Annotated in this window: 20 protein-coding genes; 5 read left to right on the top strand and 15 right to left on the bottom strand. The window is 63.4% G+C overall.

Annotated features, from left to right (window positions below; translation table 11 throughout):
- Window positions 1-9: 9 nt before the first annotated feature.
- The 3 genes from VMA74_RS01165 to mtgA form a co-directional block, all read right to left on the bottom strand.
- Window positions 10-438: a CBS domain-containing protein gene (locus tag VMA74_RS01165; protein WP_325363985.1), complete on the bottom strand. Its 429-nt coding sequence runs from the start codon at window positions 436-438 to the stop codon at window positions 10-12.
- A 43-nt stretch (window positions 439-481) separates the two neighbouring features.
- Window positions 482-1,450, bottom strand: coding sequence for a glycosyltransferase family 2 protein (locus VMA74_RS01160; RefSeq protein ID WP_325363983.1), 969 nt, complete (start codon window positions 1,448-1,450; stop codon window positions 482-484).
- A 64-nt stretch (window positions 1,451-1,514) separates the two neighbouring features.
- Window positions 1,515-2,261: a monofunctional biosynthetic peptidoglycan transglycosylase gene (gene mtgA, locus VMA74_RS01155; protein WP_325364017.1), complete on the bottom strand. Its 747-nt coding sequence runs from the start codon at window positions 2,259-2,261 to the stop codon at window positions 1,515-1,517.
- A 113-nt stretch (window positions 2,262-2,374) separates the two neighbouring features.
- On the opposite strand from mtgA, the gene VMA74_RS01150 reads away from it, so the two are divergent.
- Window positions 2,375-3,268: an Hsp33 family molecular chaperone HslO gene (locus VMA74_RS01150; protein ID WP_325363981.1), complete on the top strand. Its 894-nt coding sequence runs from the start codon at window positions 2,375-2,377 to the stop codon at window positions 3,266-3,268.
- Window positions 3,269-3,341: 73 nt separating this feature from the next.
- Here the strand turns inward: VMA74_RS01150 and VMA74_RS01145 are convergent, their stop codons facing one another.
- Window positions 3,342-6,212, bottom strand: a complete 2,871-nt coding sequence (locus VMA74_RS01145) for a bifunctional diguanylate cyclase/phosphodiesterase (protein ID WP_325363979.1) — start codon at window positions 6,210-6,212, stop codon at window positions 3,342-3,344.
- Between the two features lie 283 nt (window positions 6,213-6,495).
- Here VMA74_RS01145 and VMA74_RS01140 point away from each other — a divergent pair, with 283 nt between their 5' ends.
- Window positions 6,496-7,389, top strand: coding sequence for a hypothetical protein (locus VMA74_RS01140; RefSeq protein WP_325363977.1), 894 nt, complete (start codon window positions 6,496-6,498; stop codon window positions 7,387-7,389).
- Between the two features lie 59 nt (window positions 7,390-7,448).
- Here VMA74_RS01140 and VMA74_RS01135 read toward each other — a convergent pair whose 3' ends face one another.
- The 5 genes from VMA74_RS01135 to VMA74_RS01115 form a co-directional block, all read right to left on the bottom strand.
- Window positions 7,449-8,354, bottom strand: a complete 906-nt coding sequence (locus VMA74_RS01135) for a DUF4097 family beta strand repeat-containing protein (RefSeq protein ID WP_325363975.1) — start codon at window positions 8,352-8,354, stop codon at window positions 7,449-7,451.
- A 21-nt stretch (window positions 8,355-8,375) separates the two neighbouring features.
- A complete protein-coding gene (locus VMA74_RS01130) occupies window positions 8,376-8,834 on the bottom strand; it encodes an anti-sigma factor (RefSeq protein ID WP_325363973.1) in 459 nt (152 codons plus the stop codon).
- On the bottom strand, window positions 8,831-9,379 hold the full coding sequence (locus tag VMA74_RS01125; protein ID WP_325363971.1) for an RNA polymerase sigma factor: 549 nt from the start codon (window positions 9,377-9,379) through the stop codon (window positions 8,831-8,833). Before VMA74_RS01125 ends, VMA74_RS01130 begins: the two co-directional genes overlap by 4 nt.
- Before the next feature lie 121 nt (window positions 9,380-9,500).
- Complete coding sequence (locus VMA74_RS01120) at window positions 9,501-11,270, bottom strand: phosphoenolpyruvate carboxykinase (GTP) (RefSeq protein WP_325363969.1); 1,770 nt, start codon at window positions 11,268-11,270, stop codon at window positions 9,501-9,503.
- Window positions 11,271-11,449: 179 nt separating this feature from the next.
- Window positions 11,450-12,028: a helix-turn-helix domain-containing protein gene (locus VMA74_RS01115; RefSeq protein ID WP_325363967.1), complete on the bottom strand. Its 579-nt coding sequence runs from the start codon at window positions 12,026-12,028 to the stop codon at window positions 11,450-11,452.
- A 113-nt stretch (window positions 12,029-12,141) separates the two neighbouring features.
- Here VMA74_RS01115 and VMA74_RS01110 point away from each other — a divergent pair, with 113 nt between their 5' ends.
- The 3 genes from VMA74_RS01110 to VMA74_RS01100 all read left to right on the top strand — a co-directional run bounded on the left by VMA74_RS01110 (window position 12,142) and on the right by VMA74_RS01100 (window position 16,074).
- Complete coding sequence (locus VMA74_RS01110; RefSeq protein ID WP_325363965.1) at window positions 12,142-13,020, top strand: alpha/beta hydrolase; 879 nt, start codon at window positions 12,142-12,144, stop codon at window positions 13,018-13,020.
- Window positions 13,021-13,042: 22 nt separating this feature from the next.
- Window positions 13,043-15,511: an acyl-CoA dehydrogenase gene (locus VMA74_RS01105; protein ID WP_325363963.1), complete on the top strand. Its 2,469-nt coding sequence runs from the start codon at window positions 13,043-13,045 to the stop codon at window positions 15,509-15,511.
- Window positions 15,512-15,600: 89 nt separating this feature from the next.
- Complete coding sequence (locus tag VMA74_RS01100; protein ID WP_325363961.1) at window positions 15,601-16,074, top strand: hotdog fold domain-containing protein; 474 nt, start codon at window positions 15,601-15,603, stop codon at window positions 16,072-16,074.
- Here the strand turns inward: VMA74_RS01100 and VMA74_RS01095 are convergent.
- From VMA74_RS01095 to VMA74_RS01070, 6 genes are all read right to left on the bottom strand, one after another.
- Window positions 16,040-16,978: a type II CAAX endopeptidase family protein gene (locus tag VMA74_RS01095; RefSeq protein ID WP_325363959.1), complete on the bottom strand. Its 939-nt coding sequence runs from the start codon at window positions 16,976-16,978 to the stop codon at window positions 16,040-16,042. The genes VMA74_RS01100 and VMA74_RS01095 overlap by 35 nt on opposite strands.
- A 65-nt stretch (window positions 16,979-17,043) precedes the next feature.
- Window positions 17,044-18,042 (bottom strand): two-component system response regulator, encoded by a 999-nt coding sequence (locus VMA74_RS01090; RefSeq protein ID WP_325363957.1) that lies wholly within the window; start codon window positions 18,040-18,042, stop codon window positions 17,044-17,046.
- Window positions 18,039-18,605, bottom strand: a complete 567-nt coding sequence (locus tag VMA74_RS01085; RefSeq protein WP_325363955.1) for a chemotaxis protein CheB — start codon at window positions 18,603-18,605, stop codon at window positions 18,039-18,041. Before VMA74_RS01085 ends, VMA74_RS01090 begins: the two co-directional genes overlap by 4 nt.
- Window positions 18,602-19,447: a CheR family methyltransferase gene (locus tag VMA74_RS01080; protein WP_325363953.1), complete on the bottom strand. Its 846-nt coding sequence runs from the start codon at window positions 19,445-19,447 to the stop codon at window positions 18,602-18,604. Before VMA74_RS01080 ends, VMA74_RS01085 begins: the two co-directional genes overlap by 4 nt.
- Window positions 19,448-19,462: 15 nt before the next feature.
- Window positions 19,463-23,116 carry a response regulator gene (locus VMA74_RS01075; protein WP_325363951.1) on the bottom strand — a complete coding sequence of 1,218 codons (3,654 nt, stop codon included), beginning with the start codon at window positions 23,114-23,116 and terminating at the stop codon, window positions 19,463-19,465.
- A gap of 137 nt (window positions 23,117-23,253) precedes the next feature.
- Window positions 23,254-24,454 (bottom strand): peptide chain release factor 3 (locus VMA74_RS01070; protein WP_325363949.1); only part of this gene is annotated, 1,201 nt, incomplete at its 5' end.

Below are 24,454 nucleotides of genomic sequence, written 5' to 3'. Positions count from 1 at the left end.
GCGGCTGGTTCAGCTCGTAATGTACCGCTGCAACTGCTCGATCTGCTCTGCTTGCGCGCTGATCACTTCCTTGACCAGGTCGCCGATCGAGATGACGCCCATCACGCGGCTGCCCTGTACGACCGGCAGATGGCGTATGCGGCTGTCGGTGCACATGCGCATGCAATCGAACACATCGGTATCCGGCGTCACGGTCAGTACCGGGTTGCTCATGATTTCCGACACCGGCGTCTGTGCCGATGACCTACCCTGCAAAATGACTTTGCGCGCGTAGTCGCGTTCGGAAATGATGCCCACCAGCTGCTCGCCACGCATCACCAGCAAGGCGCCGACGCGCCGTTCCGCCATGTGTTTGATCGCTTCCAGCACCGGCGCTTCCGGTGCAATCGCATAGATGTCGCTGCCTTTCCTGTCCAGCAAATGCTTGACCTGACGCATCGGACCTCCCCGGCGGCCGCAGTAATGGCCGCGTGGGGACAGTTTAGCGCTGCGGCGTTGCCTCGGTGTGAACCGGCGTGCGTGCGGTTGGCGGGTGTTCTTCCTCAATGAAATAAAGCGGCCGTTGCTTGGTTTCGTTGTAATTGCGGCCCAGGTATTCGCCGATCACGCCCAGCGCCAGCAACTGGATGCCGCCCAGGAACAGGATTACCACCATCAGGCTCGGATAGCCCGGCACCGGATCGCCATGCAGCAGCGCCTTCAGCATCACCTTCAGGCCGAACAGGAACGCCACCACAGAGGCAGCAAGACCGGTCCAGGTGGCTAGTTTCAGCGGCGCGCTCGAGAAGGACGTGATGCCCTCGATGGCGAGCTGGGTGAGGCGCCAGTAATTCCATTTGGTCTGGCCGGCCACGCGCGGGTCGCGCAGGTACGTCACCGCAGTCTGGCGATAGCCGATCCAGGCGAACAGGCCTTTCATGAAACGCTGCCGTTCGCGCAGTTGCGACAAGGCGTTCAGCGCGCGGCGGGAAAGCAGGCGGAAATCGCCGGTATCGCGTGGCACCGGGACTTCGGAGAGCGATTCCATCGTGCGATAGAACGCGGCGGCGGTGAAACGTTTCAAACCGGTCTCGCCGGCGCGGGCGGAGCGGGTGGCGTACACCACGTCATAGCCGGCCTGCCATTGTTCCACCAGCTGCGGGATGAGCTCGGGCGGATCTTGCAAATCCGCATCGATCACCACCGCGGCGTCCGCGTCGACGTGATCCAGTCCGGCTGTCAGCGCCGCTTCCTTGCCGAAGTTGCGCGACAGTTTCAGCGTACCTACGCGCGGATCGGTAGCCGCCAGCGACTGCATGATCGCCCAGGTATCGTCGCGGCTGCCGTCGTCGACGTACAGCACGTCGGAGGTCAGCGTCAGCTGGCCCAGCACGCCGGCAAGCCGTGCATGGAAGGCGGCGAGCACAGCCGATTCGTTATAGGCGGGAACGACAACCGTGAGTCGCGGCATGCCGGATATCCATGTTCACGTAGGAAGGCATGCAAAGTGTAAACGTTGCCCCGCAGTGGATGTTCTAACGCCGCCGCGCGGGGCGCGCGTCGCGCGGCGGCTGCCGGCTTTCCAGATAGCTGGGGCCGCCCAATTGATGGATCTGCTGCTCGATCCAGCGTGCGCGCTCCAGCACATAGCTGCTTGGGCGATCGACGTGGAAGCGATCCGGATTGGGCAGCACCGCCGCCAGCCGTGCTGCTTGCGCCGGGCCAAGCTGTGCCGGGGACATATGGAAAAACGCCTCGCTGGCCGCGCCTACGCCGTAGATGCCATCCCCAAACTGCGCGATATTCAGATAAACCTCCAGGATGCGCTGCTTCGGCCAGGTCAGTTCCAGCAGCACGGTGAAGTACGCTTCAAGCCCCTTGCGCACGAAGCTGCGCCCGTTCCAAAGGAACAGGTTCTTGGCCGTCTGCTGGCTGATCGTGCTGGCGCCGCGCAGGCGCCTGCCGTCATCGGCGGCATCAATGGCGTTTTCGATGGAATCGAAGTCGAAGCCGTGATGGAACGGAAATTTCTGGTCTTCGCCGGCCACCATCGCGATCGGTGCCCACGGCGATATGCGCGACCACGGCACCCAATGCTGCCGCAACTGGAAATCCTTTTCGCCGTGGATCAGCGCGTCCACGCGGCGCTCCATCATCACCGCCGACGTCCATGGCGGCACAAAGCGCAAGACCAGCACCACCAGCCAGCTCAGGGCAACCCATGACAGGGCCACGATACCGGCGTAACGCAACAGGCGTCGAAAAGGCGGAAAATGCGGCATGGTGTCGATCGGCAAGGAAACGGGTGAAGTATAAAAGCTGTTATCGCCGGCCATTGTTCGTTCCCGCCCGCATCCCCATATTCCCTCCTTTGTGTTGTGTGAGGTAGTCCTGCTTGGAAAACGTGCTTGCCGAGGATGTGCTCCATCGTTTCCTGTTGGAAAGTGCCGGTGTCCGCGGCGTGATCGTGCGGTTGGGTCCCGCATGGCGCGAAGTGGCCGGTCGTGCCGAGTACCCAGTGCCGCTGCTGGATCTGCTGGGCCAGACCCTGGCGGCGAGCGCGCTGCTGACGGGCAACATCAAGTTCGAAGGCGCATTGTCGGTCGAACTGAAGAGCCAGGGCGCCCTGCGCCTGTTGTTTGCCGAATGCACTGACGCCGGCCGCCTGCGTGGATTGGCGCGTTGGAATGCAGAGATTCCCGATGCGCTTGCGTTAAGTGAATTGCCACAGGCCCTTATGGCCATCACCATTGGCCAGGTCGAGCGCGGACAGCGTTATCAAGGACTGGTCGATCTCAAGCATCCCGACTTGGCTGGGGCGCTGGAGAATTATTTCCAGCAGTCCGAGCAGTTGCCGGCCCGGTTCGTGCTGGCGGCCAACGAGCAGCATGCGGTGGGATTGATGCTGCAGAAGTTGCCGGGCGAGGGTGGTCACGATGTGACGCAGGATGAGGACGGCTGGCCGCGCGTCGAACATCTCACGGCCACCTTGGGGCGCGATGAACTACTAAGCGCGCCGCCGGAAGCATTGCTCTATCGCCTGTATCACGAGGAAACCGTGCGTCTGTTCAAGCCGCGTCCGCTGGCGTTCGGCTGCAGCTGCTCGCGCGAGCGGGTGGAAGCCATGTTGCGCTCGCTGGGCCGCGCAGAAATCGAAGCGACGCTGGAATCCCAGCAAGGCACCATCGAAGTCACTTGCGAGTTCTGCGCGCGCACGTATACCTTCGATCGTGTGGATGCCGAGCATCTGTTGAGCGGTGGCACGGCGGCCAGTTCGACGGTGCAGTGAGTCGTGGGGCGTACATCGGGAATCGTAAAAGCGGGATTCACCGCAAGCTGCTTTGCCGAGTCCCGATTCCCGGCTATTCCCCCAGCCATACTTCGGCAGGCCGCGGCTCGGCAAACAGAAAGCCTTGGCCGAAGCGGCAACCGATATGCCGCAGCATTTGCCGTTGCTCGTCATCTTCGATGCCTTCGGCAATCACCTGCATCTGCAGCGAGTCGGCCAGCACCTGGATCGCGCGCACCACCGGCACGCTGTGGCTGTTGGCTTTGGCCAGTTCGATGATGAAGCTGCGGTCGATCTTCAACGTTTCGATCGGATACTGGTGCAGATAACTCAGCGACGAATAACCGGTGCCGAAATCGTCCAGCGCAATGCTCACACCGTGCTGGCGCAGGTTGTCGAGTATGCGCTTCACCTGGGAGGGATTTTCCAGCAGCGTGCGCTCGGTGACTTCGATGCGCAGCGAGCGCGGATTGACGCGATGGGCGCGGAGCAAGTCGAGTAGCCGATCATCCAGGTCGGGCTGGCGGAAGTGCCGGCCCGACACGTTGAGGCTGACGAAGCCTTCGGCGCCGGCCAGCACGCTGGCTTGCGAAGCAATTTGCTCGAAGATCTGCCAGTCGATGCTCTCCGCGCTGCCGTTTTCCTCGGCCACGGCGAGGAAGTCGCCCGGGCAGAGCAGGCCGCGCACAGGGTGACGCCAGCGCAGCAAGGCCTCGTAGCCGACCGTACGGCCGTCTTCCAGCGCCACGATCGGCTGATAGAACGGCACGAACTCGTTGCGGCTCAGCGCGCGGCGCAGGTCGCCTTCCATTTCCAGCAGCGAGACCACTTCGCGACGCAGGCGATCGTCGAACACGGCGGCGCGGTGGCGGCCTTCGTCCTTGGCGCGGTACATGGCGGCATCCGCGTCGCGCAACAGTTCTTCCGGTTGCTGGTAGTGCTGGCCGGGCAGCGCAATGCCGATCGAGGCGGAGGTGAAGATTTCCTTGACGCCCAGGCGGAACGGGATGTGCAACTCGGCGATGATGCGTTCGGCCACCAGCCTGGCCTTGCTGATGTCGCTGATGCCTTCCAGCAGCACGGCGAATTCGTCACCGCCCAGGCGCGCCACCAGGTCGCGCGTTTTCAGGCAGGCGCGGATGCGGCTGCCTGCCTGGAACAGCAGGTCGTCGCCGATCAGGTGGCCGACCGAATCGTTGATCACTTTGAAGCGGTCCAGATCGATGAACAGCACGGCGAACAGCTTGGTCGGATCGGTGTGATACGCCTGCAACGCCTGGCCCAGTCGCTGCAGCAGCAGCGTGCGGTTGGGCAGCCCGGTGAGCGAGTCGTGCAAGGTTTCGTACATCAGCCGGCGCTCGACGCGTTCGCGCTCGGCGATCTGTTCGCGCAGGTCGCGGTTGGCCAGCGCCAGTGCGCGCGTGCGTTCGGTCACGCGGCGCTCCAGGTTGATGTAGGCCTGCTTCAGCGATTCGCTGGTCTGCTTGCGCTGCAACGCGTTGGCGATGTGGTAGCTGACGAAGGTGAGCAGTTCCTGGTCGCGCGCGTCATAAATGTGCTTGGGTGAGTAGCTCTGCACCGCCAGCACCCCTTTCACGCGATCGTCCCAGACCAGCGGCACGCCCAGCCAGCAGACGGACCTCACGCCTATTTCCTGGCACTCGCCCGCCTCGGCCAGCCGGTCGAAAGCCTGGCGATCGGCCAACAGGGGTTTGCCGTGCTTGAGCACGTATTCGGTGGCGCCATGGCTGACGGGACGCGGTACGCGCGTAGGCGCTACCTCGTCGATCGAGTAGGGAAACGTGATCGTTTGCCCGCTTTCGTCCAACAGTGCGATGTAGAAGTTGCGCGCGTACAGCAAACCGCCGACCACGCGATGCACGGCTGCATAGAAGTTCTGCTGGCTTTCCGGCGCGCTGGCCAGCTCCGCGATGCGGAACAGCGCCGATTGCAGGCGTTCGCCGCGCTGGCGCTGCAGTACCTGCTGGCGTAGCACGCGATTGGTGGCGCGCAGTGCCGCTGTGCGATCGGCCACGCGCCGTTCCAGTTCCGCGTGCGCTTCGCGCCGCTCCAGCGCCGTCTGCATGTGTTGCGCGACGTAATTGAGCAGGTCGCGGTCATGATGGGTGTAATGCGTGTCCGGTCGGTAGCTTTGCACCACGATGCCGCCGACGGCCTGGGTGCCGCGCAACAGCGGCACGCCCAGCCAGTATTCGCATGCCGGGCCGACCAGGGTGAAGCGGCCTTCCAGCTGGCGGGCCAGTTCTTCCACCGAGCCCATGATCGGTTGACCGTTTTGCAGCAGGTTCCAGGTCAGGCTGTAGCGGATGTCTTGCAACGGATGGCTTTCATCCGCCGCGGGGGGCTTCTGGTCGACCGTGTCCACATAATAAGGAAAGCGCACGCTGTCGCTGGCCGGGTCGTACAGGAAAATGTAGAAGTTCTCCGCGTACATCAGCATGCCGACGATGGCATGCAGCGATTGCATCATCTCGGTCATGTTGTGCGCGGTGCCTGCCAGCTCGGCGATGGCGTACAGCGCGCGTTGCAGGCGTTCGGCCATGGCCAGGCGCGAGATGGATTCGTAGAGCCGGCCGGTTTCGCTCAGTTGCCGCAGGCGGATGGCTGCAAGGCGGCCAAGCCAGGCCAGTTCGGCGCTTGCTTCCGGGCTGGGGACGAGTTCCGCTTCCCAGATCAGCATTTGCAGGCTTTGCGGGTCCACGGCCAGATTGAGCCGGCCCGGCTCCTGGCTGCTGTTGGCCTCGGGAGGCAGCCAGCGCAAGGTTCCATGCAGACCCAGATGGCTCAGTGCCGTCTCGCAAATCTCCAGGACGCTGGCCGCGTCGGCGGCCCGGAACAGCCGTTCCAGCGTTTCACGCAGCGCTGCCGGCAGGGTTCCACCGGGAGCTGGCGTGAAATTGCGGCTGTCTGGCATTGAACTCATGACCTATGAGCGTGTCCATGCGCGATATGTCGGGTGACTATATAGTGAAGATACCGTCATGTGGCGGTGCTCACAGGTTTCACAAACCTGTACGGCCGCTACCGCTTCCATGCATTCGCCGTGCCAGCCAAAACGTGTTCACGAAGCCGTTTTTGTCGGCTCTGCCGCAGAAAAACCTTCCTCCTCCAGGTGTTAGTAAAAGGTAAAGTAAGGTATACTTAACCCTGGGTGTCCGGGTGCGATCGCAAGAACGGACGGGGTTGTTGGACGGTTTCGAATTTTCATGCGCCGATTGCTGCTCACATTGCCGCTGCTCTGCATGCCGCTCATCGCGGCAGGGCAGACGTTGCCGGGCGATCAGGCAAGCGTTCCGGCGTGGATGCAGTCGCCGCAGGCCCTGCTGAAAACCGGTCAACAGCCGCCGCTGCAGGGATCGCTGCTGGTGCAGTCTCAGAATGGCACCACCGCAGACGTACAAGCCAGCAGCAATACGTCGCTGTCGCTCAATCCCCTTTCCGGCGGTACGGTCAATCGCAGCACGGTGCAATATGGCGTGACGCCCAACGTTTCCGCGCAAGCGGGTGTTACGCAGCGCTCGTGGGCCACGCAGCCGCGCATCATCAGCAGCGAAGTAGGGGCCACCTACAACGATGGCCGCTACAGTCTCGGTCTCAGTGTGGCGCAGGATCAGGTTCCCAATCCCACGCCGCTGCCGCGCGTACTGCCCGGTGCCGTGCCCGGCGTCAACGGGCTACCGGATTTCGATAGCGCCACCCAGTTGAATGCGCAGGGGCGCTTCGCCTTGAACGCCAACAGCGGCGTGCTGCTTGGTGCAAGCATGGGGCGCATCCGCTTGCTGCCCGGCAATCAATTGGGCCTGACCACGCTGGACCAACGCGCGTTGAGCTTCGGCATCCAGCACGGCCCGGTCAGTACCAGCATCGTCGGCCGCTCCATGCAACCCGAACCAGGCACCGGCGTGCCGGGCTTGCTCAATGCCGATCGCCGCTGGAACAGTATCGACCTGGGCGTCACCTGGCATTTGCCGTGGCAGGGTTCGCTGAGCTTCGGTGCACAGAATCTGTGGTCGTCCGGCAATGCGGCAAATACGCCGGCCGGTCCGCCCGAGCCGGATCAGTCACGTACGCCGTACGTGCAGTATCACCAGGATCTTTGATACGAAAACGCCCCGGCACTGGGGCGTTGGCGTTTTGTGGCAGGCCTGCGCGCAACATCTCAATCGTTTTTCCTGATCCTCACGTCGCCGCTGAAGGTTTCGACGTGGATCTTGCCCTGGCCATTGCCGGTCACCGTATCGAGCGTGCTGCCTGGACCATGTTCGGGATGCGTGGGTGTGCCGAAATCACTGCGCAGATCGCCGCTGAAAGTGTTGACGTGAAGGCTGCTGTTGAGCGCAGCGGGAAACTGTAGCTGCACGTCGCCGCTCATGCTGTCGACGCTCATGGTACCGTCCGCTGCCAGGCCACCGTTGAGCTGCACGTCGCCGGACACCGTGCTGAGATTGAGCTGCTGCCAGGGACCGCCGCCGGCCTGGATGCGACCGGAAACCGTCTGCAGATCGACCTTGCTGCCCAGCGACGGTGCGAGGATGTCGCCGCTCACGGTCTGCAATTTCGCCTGTTTTGCGTAGCCGGAGAAGGCGATGCTGCCGCTGACGGAAACGGCGTTGAGCATGGGTGTTTGCGCATGGATGCGCAGGCGGCCACTCACCGAGTTGAGGTCGATGTCGCCGCCGTCGATGCCGTCCACGCTCGCCTGTGCGCTCACCACGTTTACCTTCAATGATGAGCCGCGCGGCACCGTCACCTCCAGATTCGTGGGCTCCATCGCGTTCTCGCCGCTCCAGTTGAACCAGCTGCTATGTCCCTTGGCCTGCACGTTGATGGTGAGGTTGTTCTCGCTGCCCTCGATGGCCAATGGCTCCGCGCCATCGCCGAGCTTGCCACCCACGTGCACTTCGTTGCGGTTCCAGGTGGTGACGGTGACTTCGCCTTTGACGTTGCTGATGGTGATGTGGGCGGTAGGGGCGGCGGGATGGCTGACGTCCAATGGCGTGTCGGCAAAGGCCTGCCCTCCTGGCAGCAGGCAGAGCAGCAACGGCAGATAGCGAGTGGTTTTCATCGTTGTTATGTCCAGAGGGCTTCAGCCGGCTTGTTTCTCGAGTTCGCGCAGATAGTTCTGCTGGGCGTGGGTCTGCTGCAGCAGGCGCTGCAGCGCAGGTGAATCGGGAGCTTGCTGCATGGCCTGTTGCAATTCCATGCGCGCCGCTTCCAGCTCGAGCGCGGCGCCGGCCAGGCGCGGGTCGCTCGGCTTCCAGCGCGGTGCTTCCGCCTGCGTGGCGTGGCTGGCGACCTGCGGCATGCTCTGCGGAATCGCGTGCATGTGCCACACGACACCGCAGGCGAGCACCACGATCGCGGCCAGGCTGGCTGCCATCGTCCATATGCGCCCATGCCGTGCACGCGGCGGCGCAGCTGGCGCGGTGTCAGGGTGCGATGCGGTGTCGTCCAGCGCGGCATCGATGCGCGACCACAAATCGCTCCGTGGCGCGACCGGCTGGTTCAATCCGCGCATCTGGCGCAGCCATTCGAATTCGTTCATCGCGTTTCTCCGAGTACCTTGCGCAACAAACCTCGTGCACGATGCAGTTGCGCCTTGGACGAGCCTACCGCCATCTCCAGTTCGCTGGCGATTTCCTCATGGCGCCAGCCTTCCACGTCGTGCAATACCAACACTGCGCGCGCCCGCGGCGGCAGCTTGCCGATCGCCCGTTCCAGTTCCTCGCGCTCGGCGGCGCAGAACGGCGTTTCGCCATGTTCGGGCACGCTGTCCTCGTCGATATAGCCGACCGGATCGGCGCCACGCGCGCGGATGTCCATCAGTGCCACATTCACCGCCAACCGGTAAAGCCAGGTGCCGAACGCGCTTTGCTCGCGAAAGCTGTCCAGCTTTTGCCAGGCGCGCACGAACGCATCCTGCGTAAGATCCTCGGCGCGTGCGTGATCGTAGCCGGACAGGCGCAACATGGCGCCATGGATGCGGCCCACGTGCTGGCGATACAGGCGCTGGAACGCATGGCGGTCGCCTGCAGCGGCGGCACGCACGTCGTCCTTATCGTTGTTTCCCGCAGCGAGCGCAGGTGGCATGGCGCTTCCGGTGGCGATACAAGCGGCAGTCATCTTGCCAGCTTGGATGCAGATGGGGGCGCGAAGGTTTAGAACGTTGTCCTGAAGCCCCTCTCCCTGATAAAGGAGAGGGGACAGAAGATCAGGCATTCGCCGCCTTGCGCGGTATCTGCAGGGTCTGATGAACGCGTTGCTGCTCCTGCCGCAGGCGTGCGGGCAGGCGGTCGCCGAAGCTGTCCAGATATTCGCCAATGGCGTGCAGTTCCGTTTGCCAACCGGCATGGTCGATATCGATCAGCTCGGCCAAGGTTTCGCGCGGCAGGTCCAGGCCATCCAGTTTGAGCTCGCCCGTGGCCGGCACCGTGCCGATCGGGGTTCCCACACCGCGCGCCTTGCCTTCCACGCGGGCGATCATCCACTCCAGTACACGCAGGTTTTCACTGAAACCGGGCCACAGGAATTTGCCGTCGCGCCCTTTGCGGAACCAGTTCACGTGAAAAATCTTCGGCAGCTTGGCACCGGGTTTGTCGAACGACAGCCAGTGGCTGAAGTAGTCGCCGTAGTGGTAACCGCAGAACGGTTTCATCGCCATCGAATCGCGGCGCAACACGCCAACGGCACCAGTGGCGGCAGCCGTGGTTTCGGAACCCATCGCCGCACCCATCAGCACGCCGTGCGTCCAATCCCGCGCTTCCATCACCAATGGCAGCAGCGACGGACGGCGGCCGCCGAACACGATCGCGCTGATCGGCACGCCTTGCGCATCTTCGGCCTTGGGTGACCAGGTGGGGCATTGCTTGGCGCTGACGGTGAAGCGCGAGTTCGGATGTGCAGCCGGACCGTTGGCCGGATCGTAGGGGCGGCCCTGCCAGTCGACCACCGGCGTGCCCGGCAGGCCTTCCCACCACGGTTGCCGGTCGGCGGTGAGTGCGACGTTGGTAAAGATGGTGTCGTGCGAGATCGAGGTCAGCGCATTGGGGTTGCTGTTTAAGCTGGTGCCCGGCGCCACGCCGAAGAAGCCGGCCTCGGGGTTGATGGCATATAGACGGCCGTCGTCGCCGGGGCGCATCCAGCAGATGTCATCGCCGATGGTCCACACGCGCCAGCCGTTCTTGCGATAGCCCTCCGGCGGAATCAGCATCGCCAGGTTGGTCTTGCCGCAGGCGGAAGGGAAGGCGGCGGCGATGTAGTGGGTCTGTCCCTGCGGGTTCTCGATGCCGACGATCAGCATGTGCTCGGCCAGCCAGCCTTCGCGCCGTGCCTGGAAACTGGCGATGCGCAAGGCATGGCATTTCTTGCCCAGCAGTGCATTGCCGCCGTAGCCGGAACCGTACGACTTGATCGACAGCTCTTCCGGGAAATGCATGATGAAACGACGCTCGGGATCGAGTTCGCCGGTGGAATGCAGGCCCTTGACGAAATGCCCTTCGCGCTCGATGCGCGCCAAGGCCGCCGCGCCCATGCGCGTCATCGTGCGCATGTTGGCTACCACGTAGGGACTGTCGGTGATCTCCACGCCGCAGCGCGACAGCGGCGAATCGATCGGCCCCATGCAATATGGAATCACGTACATGGTGCGGCCTTCCATGCAGCCGTCGAACAGCGCATCGATCTTCGCGTGCGCGTCCGCCGGGGCCATCCAGTGGTTGTTCGGGCCGGCATCTTCTTCGCGTTCGGTGCACACAAAGGTGAGGTGCTCCACGCGCGCCACGTCGGAGGGATGCGAGCGATGCAGGTAGCAGCCCGGATGGGTCTGCTGGTTCAGCTCGATGAGATCTCCCGTCTGCACCATCTGTTGCACCAACGCCTGGTATTCGGCGTCGGAGCCATCGCACCAGTGGATCTTCGCGGGGCGGGTCGTGGCCGCCACGTCATCGACCCACCGGGCGAGCGCCGCGAGCTGGCTCGTCATGTTTTCCTCACTTTTGGTATGCCCATAAAAGATAGGCGCGACGCTAAGTTACGAGTACTGGCATTGCAAGTTGTGGTGCAGCATAAGTACGATTAAAGCGAAAACCAGGCGCGGAAAATCGCAGGTGCGGCAAGGGCCGCTCCAGCGATGGGGAAACCTGTTTGGCTTGACGTGCGCGCTTAGGAGGGAATCAGCGTGGCGATCATGTGTTCGACATAGGTGTCGAACTCATCGTGCGTCAGCCGCGGCAGGCCCAGCGTGAAATTCAGCTGCAGAAAGCCGACATAGGCGGCGTAGGTGAGGCGGGCCCGATTGAGTGCTTCATCGGTCGGCATGCCAGCTTCGGTGTAGGCGGTGTGAAGAAATTCGGTGCGGCGCTGGGAGACGCGCGCCATCACCGGCACCACCAAGGGATGATCCAGCGCCTTGAGCAAGGCGGCGTACACGCGATGTGCGTGCAGTTCGTGGGCGACGCGGCGGAACAATTCCGGCAGCCGTTCGCGCGGGTCGGGGATCGCTTCGATCTGACCGATGATTTCGCGCTCGCCATACTGCTCCCAGCGTTCCAATGCGGCTTGCAGCAAGGCTTCCCGGGTACGGAAATGCCAGTAGAAGCTGCCCTTGGTCACACCCAGCTGACGGGCCAGCGCTTCGACGGCCAGCGCTCCCACGCCTTGTTCGGCGATCAGGTTGAGGGCGGCATCTTCCCAGTCTTCGGCAGAAAGACGCGTACGTTCGGGTTTTTGACGGACATTCATACCCGTATGGTAGCCCATGCCGGCAAGAAACTCTGCGTGCCAGGCGCGTGGTGGCGCGGGATTTGGCCGATTTCTGGGCGGGTTGACGTCGCCCCGTGGCGCCACCCATACTCATGCGTATGGAATCCGCGAAAGCCCACCGAACCGCGTTCAGCACGGCTGATGGCCTGTCCCTCGCCGTGGAAGTGCAGCATGCGCCGGGCCGGCCGACCTTGTTGTTCGCGCATGGCTTCGGCCAGACCCGTGGTGCGTGGAACGCGGCGGCGGCGACGATGGCGGCGCGCGGTTGCCGCTGCGTCACCTTCGATAGTCGCGGACATGGCGAAAGCGGGCGCGTGGCGGGCGGTGACTACCACATGCAGCCGTTCGTCGACGATTTGCTCGCACTCGCCCATGCGCAGCCTGAACCGCCGATCCTGGTCGGTGCCTCGATGGGCGGTTTGCTGGGCTTGGTCGCGGCCGGCGAGGTGCGGCCGTCGCCGTTCCGTGCGCTGATCCTGGTGGACATCACGCCACGCTGGGAAACCGCTGGCGTCGAACGTATTCTCGCTTTCATGCAAGCGCATCCGGACGGTTTCGCCAGCTACGCCGAGGCGGCGGAGCAGATTGCCGCCTACTTGCCGCAGCGTCGCGAACGCAAGAGCGAGCAGCAATTGCGTCCCTTGCTGCGCGAAGGCGCCGACGGCCGCCTGCGCTGGCACTGGGACCCGGCCTTGCTGGCCGGCGACCTGATCAGCGAAAGCGAACGCTACCAGCCGCGCCTGTTCACGGCTGCCGCGCAGGTCGAGGTGCCGGTACTGCTGCTGTCGGGCGAGCGCAGCGACGTCGTCTCGCAGCACACCGTGGAAGAATTTCTCGCGCTGGTACCGCATGCGCGGCACGTACAGGTACCGGGTGCGACGCATATGTTGGCCGGCGATGCCAATGACGCATTCACCGCCGCCATTGCCGGTTTTATCGAAGACCTGGAATCCGCCGTGGATACGGCGTAGCCATCTGCCATGAGGTGTTGAAATGTCCGTCCTACTGACCGTGTTGGCCGCGCTGGTTGCGTCCGGCGCCTGCGCTTACCATCGCAGCAGTCTGCGTACTTGGGCGATCGCCACGATCGTCACCACGCTTGTGGTGGGATTGCTGGTGCACGCGCCGCTCACGATGGTGGTGTTGCTGGTCATCGAGCTGGCAATCGCGGTTCCGCTGCTCAATCTGGGTTTTCGTCGCAAGCAGATCAGTGCGCCGCTGCTGAAGGTCTTCGCGAAGGTCACGCCGAAGCTGTCGGATACCGAGCAGACGGCGCTGGAAGCGGGCACGGTCGGTTTCGAGGGCGAACTGTTCTCCGGCAAGCCTGACTGGCACGAGTTGCTCAAGCAACCCAAGCCCGAACTGAGCGTGGAAGAAAAAGCCTTTCTCGACGGCCCGGTCGAGCAGCTGTGCGGCATGCTCGACGATTGGCAGATCACGCACGAATTAGGCGACCTGCCGCCGGACGTGTGGGACTTCATCAAGAAGCACAAATTCTTCGGCATGATCATTCCCAAGCAGTACGGCGGCCTGGGTTTCTCTGCGCTGGCGCATTCGGCGGTGTTGCAGAAGCTCGCCACCATGTCGGCCACCGCGGCTTCCACCGTCGCGGTGCCCAATTCGTTGGGTCCGGCCGAATTGCTGCTGCATTACGGTAGCGACGAGCAGAAAAACTATTACCTGCCGCGCCTGGCCGTTGGCGAGGAAATTCCATGCTTCGCGCTCACCGGCCCGTACGCCGGCTCGGATGCGACCTCGATTCCCGATTACGGCATCGTCTGCAAGCAGATCGTCGATGGCGTCGAAACGCTTGGCATGCGGCTCAATTTCGACAAGCGCTACATCACGCTGGCGCCGATCGCCACCGTGGTGGGTTTGGCCTTCCGTTTGTACGACCCCGATCATCTGCTTGGCGACAAGGACGATCTCGGCATTACGCTGGCACTGCTGCCGCGTAGCACGCCGGGCCTGGAAATCGGCCGTCGCCATTTCCCGCTCAATATTCCGTTCCAGAACGGACCGGTGCGCGGCAAGGACGTGTTTGCACCCATGTCCACCTTGATCGGTGGCCCGCACATGGCCGGCCATGGCTGGCGCATGCTGGTGGAATGTTTGTCGGTAGGTCGTGCGATCTCGTTACCTTCCAATGCGACCGGCGGCGTACGCATGGCTGTCGCCGGCACCGGTGCGTATGCACGCATGCGCAAGCAGTTCGGCTTGGCGGTAGCGCGTTTCGAAGGCGTGGAAGAAGCATTGGCGCGCATTGGTGGTCTCACCTATGCCACGGCGGCGTTGTCGCGCGCCACAGCGGCAGCGGTCGATCGCGGCGAGAAGCCGGCGGTGCCGTCGGCGATCGCCAAGTACCACGCCACGGAATGGGGCCGCGCGATTGCCGGCGACGCCATGGACGTGCACGGCGGCAAGGCGGTGCAGTTGGGTCCGAAAAACTACGCCGGCCGCGCATGGCAAGGCGTGCCGATTGCGATCACGGTGGAAGGCGCGAACATCATGACGCGCAGTCTGATGATCTTCGGACAAGGCGCGATCCGTTGCCATCCCTATGTGCTGAAGGAGATGCACGCGCTGTCGATCGAGGATTACAGCGAACGGCTGAAGGCGTTCGACCGCGCGTTGTTTGGCCATCTGGGTTTCGGTCTTTCCAATGCCGTGCGCAGCTTCGTGCTCGGTCTCACTGGTGCGCGCATCGGTGATGCGGCCGGCGATGCTTATGTGCGCCGCTACTACCGCAAGCTCAACCGCTACTCCGCCGCCTTGGCGTTGTGCGCCGACACCTTCATGGGCGTGCTTGGCGGCAAGCTGAAGTTCAAGGAAAAGCTTTCCGCACGCCTGGGCGACGTGCTGAGCTATTTGTACATCACCAGCGCCATGTTGAAGCGTTACGAAGATACCGGCCGCCCGGAAGCGGATCGCCCGCTGCTGGCCTGGGCGTTCCACGAATGCATGTGGCGTACGCAGATGGCGCTGGATGGCGCGATCCGCAACTTCCCGGTGCGTCCCGTGTCCTGGTTGCTGCGCGTGCTGGTGTTCCCGTTCGGCCGCCGCGAAGTACCGCCGTCGGATCGCCTGGGCCGCCGCGTGGCCGCCATCATCACAGCGCCGGGCGAAGCGCGCGATCGTTTGCTGGAATGGACCTATCTCACGCCCACGCCGAACAACACGGTGGGCCGCATGAACGAGTTGCTGCCCGACGTGATCGCCGCCGAGCCGGTGGAGCGCAAGTTTCTCAAGGCACAGAAGGCCGGCCAGTTCACGTCGCATGACTACCTCGGGCAACTGGATGAAGCGCTGAAGGCGGGTGTGATCGATGCCTCCGAAGCGGCTTTGCTCAAGCGCGTGCGCGAAGGCGTGTTCGAATTCATTTCAGTGGATGATTTCGATCCCGCAGAGCTGCGCTCGGCCATCGCGCGCAAGGATCCGAAGAAGTTGGCGGATGCAGCTTGATGCAGCACAGATAGGCTGGGACGAACTCCCAGCTCCATGAAAGGATGGAAGGCTGGGGTTGTGTCCCAGCCTACGGGGACGTGTAAGGCATGAGCGCATCGCTATTGTCCTTGTACCAACGCGTCACCCGCTGGCCCTGCGGCCACTGGCTGTTCTCGCGCGCGGTTTGCCTGCGCGCCCCTTATTTCGCCACCATCGCGCCCCTGTTCATCGCCTTGGAGCCAGGCCGCTGCGAAGTACGCATGCGCGACCGCTGGCGCGTACACAACCATATCGGCAGCGTGCATGCCATCGCGCTGTGCAATCTGGCGGAACTGAGCGCCGGCGTGATGGCCGAAGCGACCCTGCCCGCGGGTGCGCGCTGGATTCCCAAGGGCATGAGCGTGGAATACCTGAGCCTGGCGAAAGGCAGCATGCATGCGGTCGCCACGCCGGAAGCACCGCTCGGCACGATCGACGGCGGCAGGGAATGGCCGGTGTGCGTAGCGGTGACGGATCCGTCGGGAGCGCCGGTGTTCCGTGCGCGCGTTACGCTGTGGGTGTCGCCTCGTAAGTCGCGCTGACACGGCGTGACCAGGACGGCCGTACGATGCTTCCGCGCCGCAAGGCGATCAACAGCAATACCACCGACACCGACGTGCATACGGCCAGCGCAACCACCGATGCCTCCGCGCCGAACGCGCCGCCGCTCAACCAGTCCGGCCCGGTGCGGGACGACACCAGCAAGCCGCTGCCGCCGGTGCCCGAGACCGGAATGCCATAGATCGTGCCCTGCGCGATGTTCCAGGCGGCATGCAGGCCGATGCAGGCCCACAGCGTCCGCGTCACGTGGAAAACCAGGGCGAGCAGGATGCCGGCCTCGATCGCGATGGCCGCGGAACTCCACAACGTGGCACTAGGGTTGAAGATGTGCGCGCCGCCAAAGAATACGGCCGAGATCAGCAGCGCCCACCAGGTGCCAAGCCCTTCTTCGACGATGCGGAACAATACCCCGCGCGTGATGATTTCTTCGCCAATGCCGGCCCCGACGCCCGCCACCAGCACGGCAGGCAACCAATTCACCTGGGGATTGGTGCCCAGCACGTGATAACTGCCGCACAGCCACAGCACACCCACCACCGTGCTGAAGAGCAGGAGCCCCGCGACGAACCAAGCCACGCCGTAGGTGGGAAGTGTGCGCAAGGACAGTTCGCGCGGTGATCGCCGTTCAACCATGCAGACCAGCACCAGGTAGGCGATCACCGAGAAGAAAAGCTCGATCGTCAAGCCAGCCAGCGCGTGCTGTAACGGCGTCGCCGTTTTGGCGAGCCAGCCCAGGCTGGCGAAAGTGCCGTGCAGCACATAGCCGACACCGAACGCTATGGCAGCAAAGATGACAATGCGCGCCGGCGGTGAATAAAGCAGCCAGCGCTGCCAGGCAGGGACCCCTGGTGGTGTGCGAAAGGCGATGTTGACGTTGCTGGACACGGCGATTCCCCATGGATGATGCGCTCAGGCTAAGTCGTCGTTTTTGCCCGGCGCAGTGCCACAGGTCACGTCGACGCCAGCACGCAGCCGTTCTTGCCGTTTTCCTTGACCTGATAGAGCGCGCGATCCGCCGCCTGGATCAATGCCTCGTCAGAATCGATCGTCGCGTTCCACAAGGCGATACCGATGCTGGCGCTTACGTGCGCCAGGAAAGCGCCGTGTTCGCGCTGCAAGGGGTAGGGTTGCGCCAGCACTTTGCAAATTTCCTGGCAACGCTGCAGCAAAGGCTCGATCTGCTCGGCGCCCTGAAAGACCAAGGCGAATTCATCGCCGCCCAGGCGCGCAGCCGTATCGTCGGCCCGCACCTGGCCGGTCAACCGTGAGGCAATCGCCTGCAGCAGCGCATCGCCGGCCGGGTGGCCGTAGGTGTCGTTCACCGCCTTGAAGCCGTCGATGTCCACCAGCGCCAGCGCGAACGGGATGCCGTGCAGCACGCTGTATTGCACCGCCGAGCGCAGCCGCTCATGGAACAGCACGCGATTGGGCAGTCCCGTCAGCATGTCGTGCGTGGCTTGATGCCGCACTTGCGCTTCGGCGCGCTGGCGCTCGGCAATTTCATCGCGCAATTGCTGATTGCGGGCCGATAGCTGCTCCAGCGTCTCCTGTAATTGCATGCGCGCGTTATGCAGTTCCAGGAATACGCGCACTTTCGATTTGAGAATGACATCGTTGATCGGTTTGGCAATGTAATCGACCGCGCCGGAGCGATAGCCTTTGAGGCGATTGATGTCATCGGAATAGGCGGCAGTCACGAAGATGACTGGCGTATCGCGCAGCTGCTCGGTTTCGCCGAGCAGGCTTGCCACTTCGAAGCCGTCCATGTCTGGCATGTTCACGTCCAGCAGGATCAGTGCGAAGTGTTGATCCAGGCAGCGCGACAGTGCTTCGTTTCCGCCGCTTGCCTCGACCAGTTCGGCACCACAGTCGGCGAGCAGGTGGCGCATGGCGACGAGATTGGCATGCGTGTCGTCGACAACCAGAATCTTGGGGATATGGGCATTCATACCAGGCAGAGTTGGTTGAGCAGAGGGGCGATATCCGAAAGGGGTAAAGCATAATCCGCACCGGCCTTGTCCAGCGCAGCCTGCGGCATGGCGGCAGCTTGGGCATCCGCGGGGGATTGCACTACCGCGATGCCGCCTAGCTCGCGGATGCGTCGTAATCCGGCGGCACCATCGGCGTTGGCGCCGGTAAGGATCACGCCGATCAACGCCTGGCGCCATACCTCGGCGGCGGAACAGAACAGCACGTCGATCGATGGCCGCGCGTAGTTCACGCGCGGGTCGGCGGACAGGGCGAACTGCCGGTTGCGTTCCACCAGCAAGTGATAACCCGCTGGGGCAAGCTGCACGACGCCCGGTTGCGCCAGCTCGCGTTCGACCGCATCGTGCACCGGCAGCGTCGAGCTTCGTCGCAATACGTCGCTCAGGATGTCCATCGTGTCGGAACGGTGACAGCACACCAGCACGGCTTGCGGCAGCCGGGCATCCAGCGCACCAAGCAGGGTCATCAGCGCATCCACGCCGCCTGCCGAACAGCCGATGACGATGGCGGCGGGCGCGTTCATTCGACGATGTCATCCAGGTGGCTGGCAAGCCGATAGATGCGTTGCGACTCGATGAAGGGCACGAAGGCTTGTGCGACTGGGGAGCGCTCCATGTTTTCGCGCGCGCCCAGGCACAGGAAGCCGGCGCGCACCAGGCTATCGCGAAACAGCGCTAGCGCCCGATTTTGCAAGGAATTGGAAAAATAGATCAGCACGTTGCGGCAGAGAATCAGGTGAGCCTCGCAAAAGACGGCGTCGGTCGCCAGATTGTGCACGGCAAAGGTCACGTTGCGGCGAAGACGCTGATTGAGCTTCAGCAGCTTGTAGCCGGCGCTGCAGTAATCGGCCAGTGAGCGCTTGCCGCCGGCGGCCTGATAGTTGCGCGACCATTGTTGTGCTTCCCGCGCCGGATAGATGCCCTCGCTGGCGCGCTGCAAAGCACGGTCGCTGAGATCGGTGGCGAAGATCTGTGTGCGCTCGTACAGCCCTGCTTCCTCCAAGAGAATCGCCAGCGAGTACACCTCTTGCCCATGCGCGCAGCCGGCCTGCCAGATGTTGATGTGCGGATAGGATGCGAGCAGCGGAAATACCTGGTCGCGCAACGCGCGGAACATGGCCGGATCGCGAAACATGTCCGACATGGGCACGGTGAGCCCTTCCAGCACGCGCGGCAGCAGTTCCGGTTCGTGCAGCATGCGTTCGGTCAAGCCGGTGATGGTTCGGCAGTCGAGCTGGTTGGCCAGCAGATGCGTGCGGCGCTTGAACGAAGCGGGCGCATACTGGCTGAAATCGTAGCCGTGGCGTTTCTGCAGCGCCTGTACGAACAGGTCCATTTCGATCCGCTCCAGCTCCGAGGCGTCCATGGTCGCGATGCCGCCTCAGTTGCGCAGCCACATGCGCATCAGCGACGCGAGCTTGTCCACGTCGATGGGTTTGGACAAGTAATCGTTCGCGCCCGCTTCCAGGCAGCGCTCGCGATCGCCGCGCATGGCCTTGGCAGTCAAGGCGATGATCGGCAGGTTGGCGAGTCCCGCTTGCGCGCGGATCGCGCGGGTGGCTTCGTAGCCGTCCATGCCGGGCATCATGATGTCCATCAGCACCAGTTCGATCTGCGGATTCTCGGCCAGCGCCTGCAAGGCCTTTTTTCCGTCCTGCGCCATGTTCACGCGCATGCCCCAGTCGCGCAGTACCTTCGACATTGCAAACAGGTTGCGCATGTCATCGTCGACCAGTAGCACGTGGTGGTCACGCAAGCCGTCGTGACTGGGTTCGGGGCCGGGGCTGTCGTGTGCATGCGGGGTGTTGCGGATGCTGTGCAGGAACAGGCTCACCTCATCCAGCAGGCGTTCCGGCGAGCGGGCGCCCTTGATCACAATGCTGTCGGTGTACTGCCGGATGCGCAGGTTTTCCTCGCGGCTCAGCTCGCGGCCCGAATACACCACCACGGGTGGAATGGTGCCGCCGGTGGCGAGCTTTTCGAGCAGATCGAGGCCGGACATACCGGGCAGCGTAAGGTCGAGCACGATGCAGTCGTAGCCGGTGCCGGCGATTTTTTCCAGCGCTTCCTCGCCGCTGCCGGCTTCATCGACGACCACGTCGTCATCCAGGCCCAGCAGGTCGCGTACGGCGCTGCGTGCCGAGGCGTCGTCGTCGATCACCAGCACATGCCGCGTACGGCCCTTGGCAAAATGCAGCAGCCGCTCGAATGCCTCATTGATCGCTTCACGCGTGACCGGTTTGGTGAGGAAGCCGACCGCGCCCAGCTCGCGTCCGCGGCTGGCGTCGTCGGTGGCGGTGAGAAAGTGCACGGGAATGTGGCGGGTGGCCGGGTCGGCTTTCAACCGCTCGATCACCATCCAGCCGTCCATGCCCGGCAACATCACATCGAGCAGGATGCCGACCGGATGATAGCGGCGCGCCAGCTCCAATCCGGCTTCGCCGTGCGGGGCGTGCAGCATGCGATGGCCTTTCTGCCGCACCATGTCGGCGAGGATGCGCGCGAAGGCGGGGTCGTCCTCCACGATCAGGATCACGCTGTCGCCCGCAGTAATGCGTTCGCGGTCGTCTTGCAGACCTTCGGCCGGTACCACCGTGCGCGTCACGGGCGGCGGCGCGGGCGCGTGGCTGATGGCTGCCGCGGGCGGCTTGCTGGCGTCTGGCGTGCTGACGCTGTGTTCCGGCAGCAGCAGCACGAACTCGCTGCCTTGGCCGACTTCGCTGCGCAGCACGATGTCGCCGCCCAGCAGCGCCGCCATGCGGCGTGAAATGCTCAAACCCAGGCCGGTGCCGCCGAACTGGCGGGTGGTGCTGGTGTCGGCCTGCTCGAACGCGTTGAAGATACGTTCCAGCTTGTCGGCAGCGACACCGATGCCGGTGTCCTTCACGCTGATCGCCAGTAGCGGCTGGCCCTGCAAGGCTTCGGGTACGGGCAGGTTGGCCGCCGGCCGGCCGATGTGTACACGCACGCTGCCTTGTTGAGTGAACTTGAAGGCGTTGCCCAGCAGGTTGTTGGCGATCTGTTCCAGTCGAGTAGGGTCGGTGTGGATGACCGGCGGCAGGCCATCGTCGAGCGTCACCTGGTAGTCGAGCTTCTTCTCGCGCGCCACGTGGTCGAAATGCCGGCGCAGGCTGCGGACAAGACTCTGCAGCGGATAATCGATCAGCGACAGTTCCATCTTGCCGGCTTCGATCTTGGACAGGTCGAGAATGTCGTTGATCAGGCGCAACAGCCCCGATCCCGCGTCGTGAATGATGCGGGCCGATTCCACTTCCTCGGCGTCCAGGTGGCCTTCGTGGTTGTCGGCCAGGCTGCGCGACAGGATCAGCAGGCTATTTAGCGGCGTGCGCAGTTCGTGCGACATGTTGGCCAGGAATTCGCTCTTGTACTGACTGGCGCGCGCCAGTTCTTCGGCCTTCTGTTCGGTCTCGCGTTGCAATTCCTCCACCTGATGCTTCTGATGGCGCAGTGAATCGGTCATCAGGCGCAGCTCTTCGTTGGATGCCTGCAGCTCGTCGGCTTGCACGCGCAGCTCTTCCTCCGATGCCAATAGGCGCTGGGATTGCTCTTCCAGCTCGATGGTCTTCGCCTGCAGCGTGTCGTTGGCGGCGCGCAGCGCTTCCTGCTGCTGGCGCATGGTGACGGAGGAAATCCGCAACTCATCCGCTTGCTCGCGCGTCTGCTCCAGCAATTGCTCGGTATTCACGGCGCGGTTGAGGTTTTCCAGCGTCAACGCGGCGAGCGGAAGCAGTTCTTCCAGCAGTTGTTCGTGATGGGCCGTCGGTGCGCTGAAGCCGCCACATTCAAGCACGCCCACCAGTTGGTTGCGCACCAGCAGTGGCAGGATCGTGAGATGGCGCGGCAACCCCGAGCCGCCGCCCGAATCGATGCGAAAGTAGTTGGCCGGAACCTCATCCATCACGATGGGTTGGCGGGAGGCTGCGCATTGCCCCACCAGACCCTCGCCGGGCATGTAGGCATCCGGGCTGTTCTGCAGGCGCAAACCGTAGCTGCCCAGCAGGTCGAGCCGCTGGCGCGATGTGTCGAAGCCGTAGAAAAGCGCGACGCCGGCATTGATCAAGGGCGCCAGCTGGGTGACCAGCCGCTCAGCGAAGTCGCGGTGATTCGTGGCCGACTGCAGGCTGGTGGAAATCGCCCCGGCATGGCTCTTCAGCTGCGCCTGCTGGTGGGATTCAACCATCATCTGCTTGAACACCTGCAACGCACGCGAGATTTCGCCGACCTCATCGCGCCGTTCGACGCCGCGGATCCGGATGCTGTGATCGTGGTTGGCGAGCCGCGTCATCGATTCGCCCAGCCGGCGGATCGGACGCGCGACCATGCGCGTGGTCAGCGAGATCACGATCAGGCCGAGCGTCAGTTCGATCAGCGCGCTGGCGATGTTGAAGTAGAGCGAGTTGTTGACTTGGCTGTCCGCATTGTGGGTGCGCAGATCGAGCAATTGCCGTTCCGTGGCAATCATGTCATCCAGCGTCGCCATGTAGTTTTCGACCTGGACGGTGCGGTGTGCCAGATAATCGTCGCGGATCGGCGCCATTTTTGCGGCGAGCTGCGGGTCGCCGGGCTTGACGGCCGACAAGGGTCCAAAAACCAGGTCTTGCAGTTCACGATTCCATTGCATCGACAGCTGCTTGACCCGGTCAATCCGCGTTTGCTGCAACGCGTTGTCCAAGGTCAGCCGTTGCACTTCCGCCAGTTGGGTCTGGAACGTGGTGTTGCTGTCTTTGACGCGTGGGAGTTCTTTGAGGTCCGGAATGAGCAGCAGTCCGCGCAAGGCTATCTGCCCGGACAAGGCCGTGCGTTGCATCTGCTCGATCTGTTGGATCGTCTGATAACTGTGCGTCACCCATTCCCGCGTTTCCGATTGCCGGTTCTCCGCGATGATGTCGGTCAGGTTATCGATGACGAACAGGCTGAGCAGCAGCCCTATCGCAAGGATGATCTTGTAGCGGATGGACAGGTGAGCCAGCCAGCCATACTTCCTTGGAGTCGGCGTCACATCGGAGCTGACCATGTGAAATCCCGCTGAGATGACAGTTGGATATGCCGCGCCCGGGTGGCGGACGCGGTCCCCTGACCATCAGATTAGCGAGATGTTTTGCCGGGTGGTACTGGTCGGTGAATGTGACGGTTGCGTGAAGAAGCCGGCGCTCAGACCTCGACGGACGCGGCGTGCTCGCGGGTGGCGGAGAAACGCACGGCCGGAGAGCGTTCCTGGGTCAGCTGCAGGTTCACGCGGGAGGGTGCGAGATAGACCAGTTCGCCGGCCCCGTCGATGGCCAGATTCATGCTGTTCTTTTCGCGGAATTCCTCCAGCTTCTTCGCGTCGTCGCAGTGCACCCAGCGGGCCGTCACCACGCCCACCGGCTCGAAGCTGGCGTCCACGCCATATTCGTCCTTCAGGCGATAGGCCACCACGTCGAACTGCAGTACGCCGACCGCACCCAGGATCAGGTCGTTGCTCATCAGCGGGCGGAAGAACTGCGTGGCGCCTTCTTCCGAGAGCTGCGCCAGGCCCTTCTGCAGCGCCTTCATCTTCAGCGGGTCGCGCAGGCGGGCGCGGCGGAACAGTTCCGGCGCGAAATTCGGAATGCCGGTGAAGTTGATCGCTTCGCCCTCGGTGAAGGTGTCGCCGATGCTGATGGTGCCGTGGTTGTGCAGGCCGATCACGTCGCCCGGGTAGGCGCTTTCCACGATCTCGCGGTCGCTGGCCATGAAGGTGAGCGCGTTGGCGATGCGCACTTCCTTGTTGGTGCGCGTCTGCAGCATTTTCATGCCGGCGGTATAGGTGCCGGAGCAGATGCGCATGAAGGCGACGCGGTCGCGATGCGCAGGGTCCATGTTCGCCTGGATCTTGAACACGAAGCCGGTGAGTTTTTCTTCTTCCGGCTTCACTGCGCGCGTGAGCGTGGCGCGCTCACGTGGCGCAGGCGCATGTTCCACGAAGAAGTCCAACAGCAGCTGCACGCCGAAGTTGTTCACCGCGGAGCCGAAGAACACCGGCGTCAGCTTGCCGGCAAGATACTGATCCAGATCGAACGGGTGCGATGCGCCCTGGATCAGTTCCAGTTCTTCACGCAGTTCGTTCCATGCTTCCGCACCGATGGCCTCTTCTACGCCAGGTGCGTCGAGGCCCTTGAAGATGGTGGAATCCTGGCGCGTGAAATTCTTGCCCGGCTCGAAGACGTGCACTTCATCCAGCAGCAGGTGATACACGCCTTTCAGGCGCTTGCCCATGCCGATCGGCCAGGTCAGCGGCGCGCAGGCGATGCCGAGCACCGATTCCACCTCGTCCAGCAGCTCGACCGGCGAACGGCCTTCGCGGTCGAGCTTGTTGATGAAGGTCATGATC

The sequence above is a fragment of the Dyella sp. genome (genome assembly GCF_035508675.1).
Lineage (GTDB): Bacteria > Pseudomonadota > Gammaproteobacteria > Xanthomonadales > Rhodanobacteraceae > Dyella_B.
This window is presented reverse-complemented; position numbering and strand designations above follow the sequence as displayed.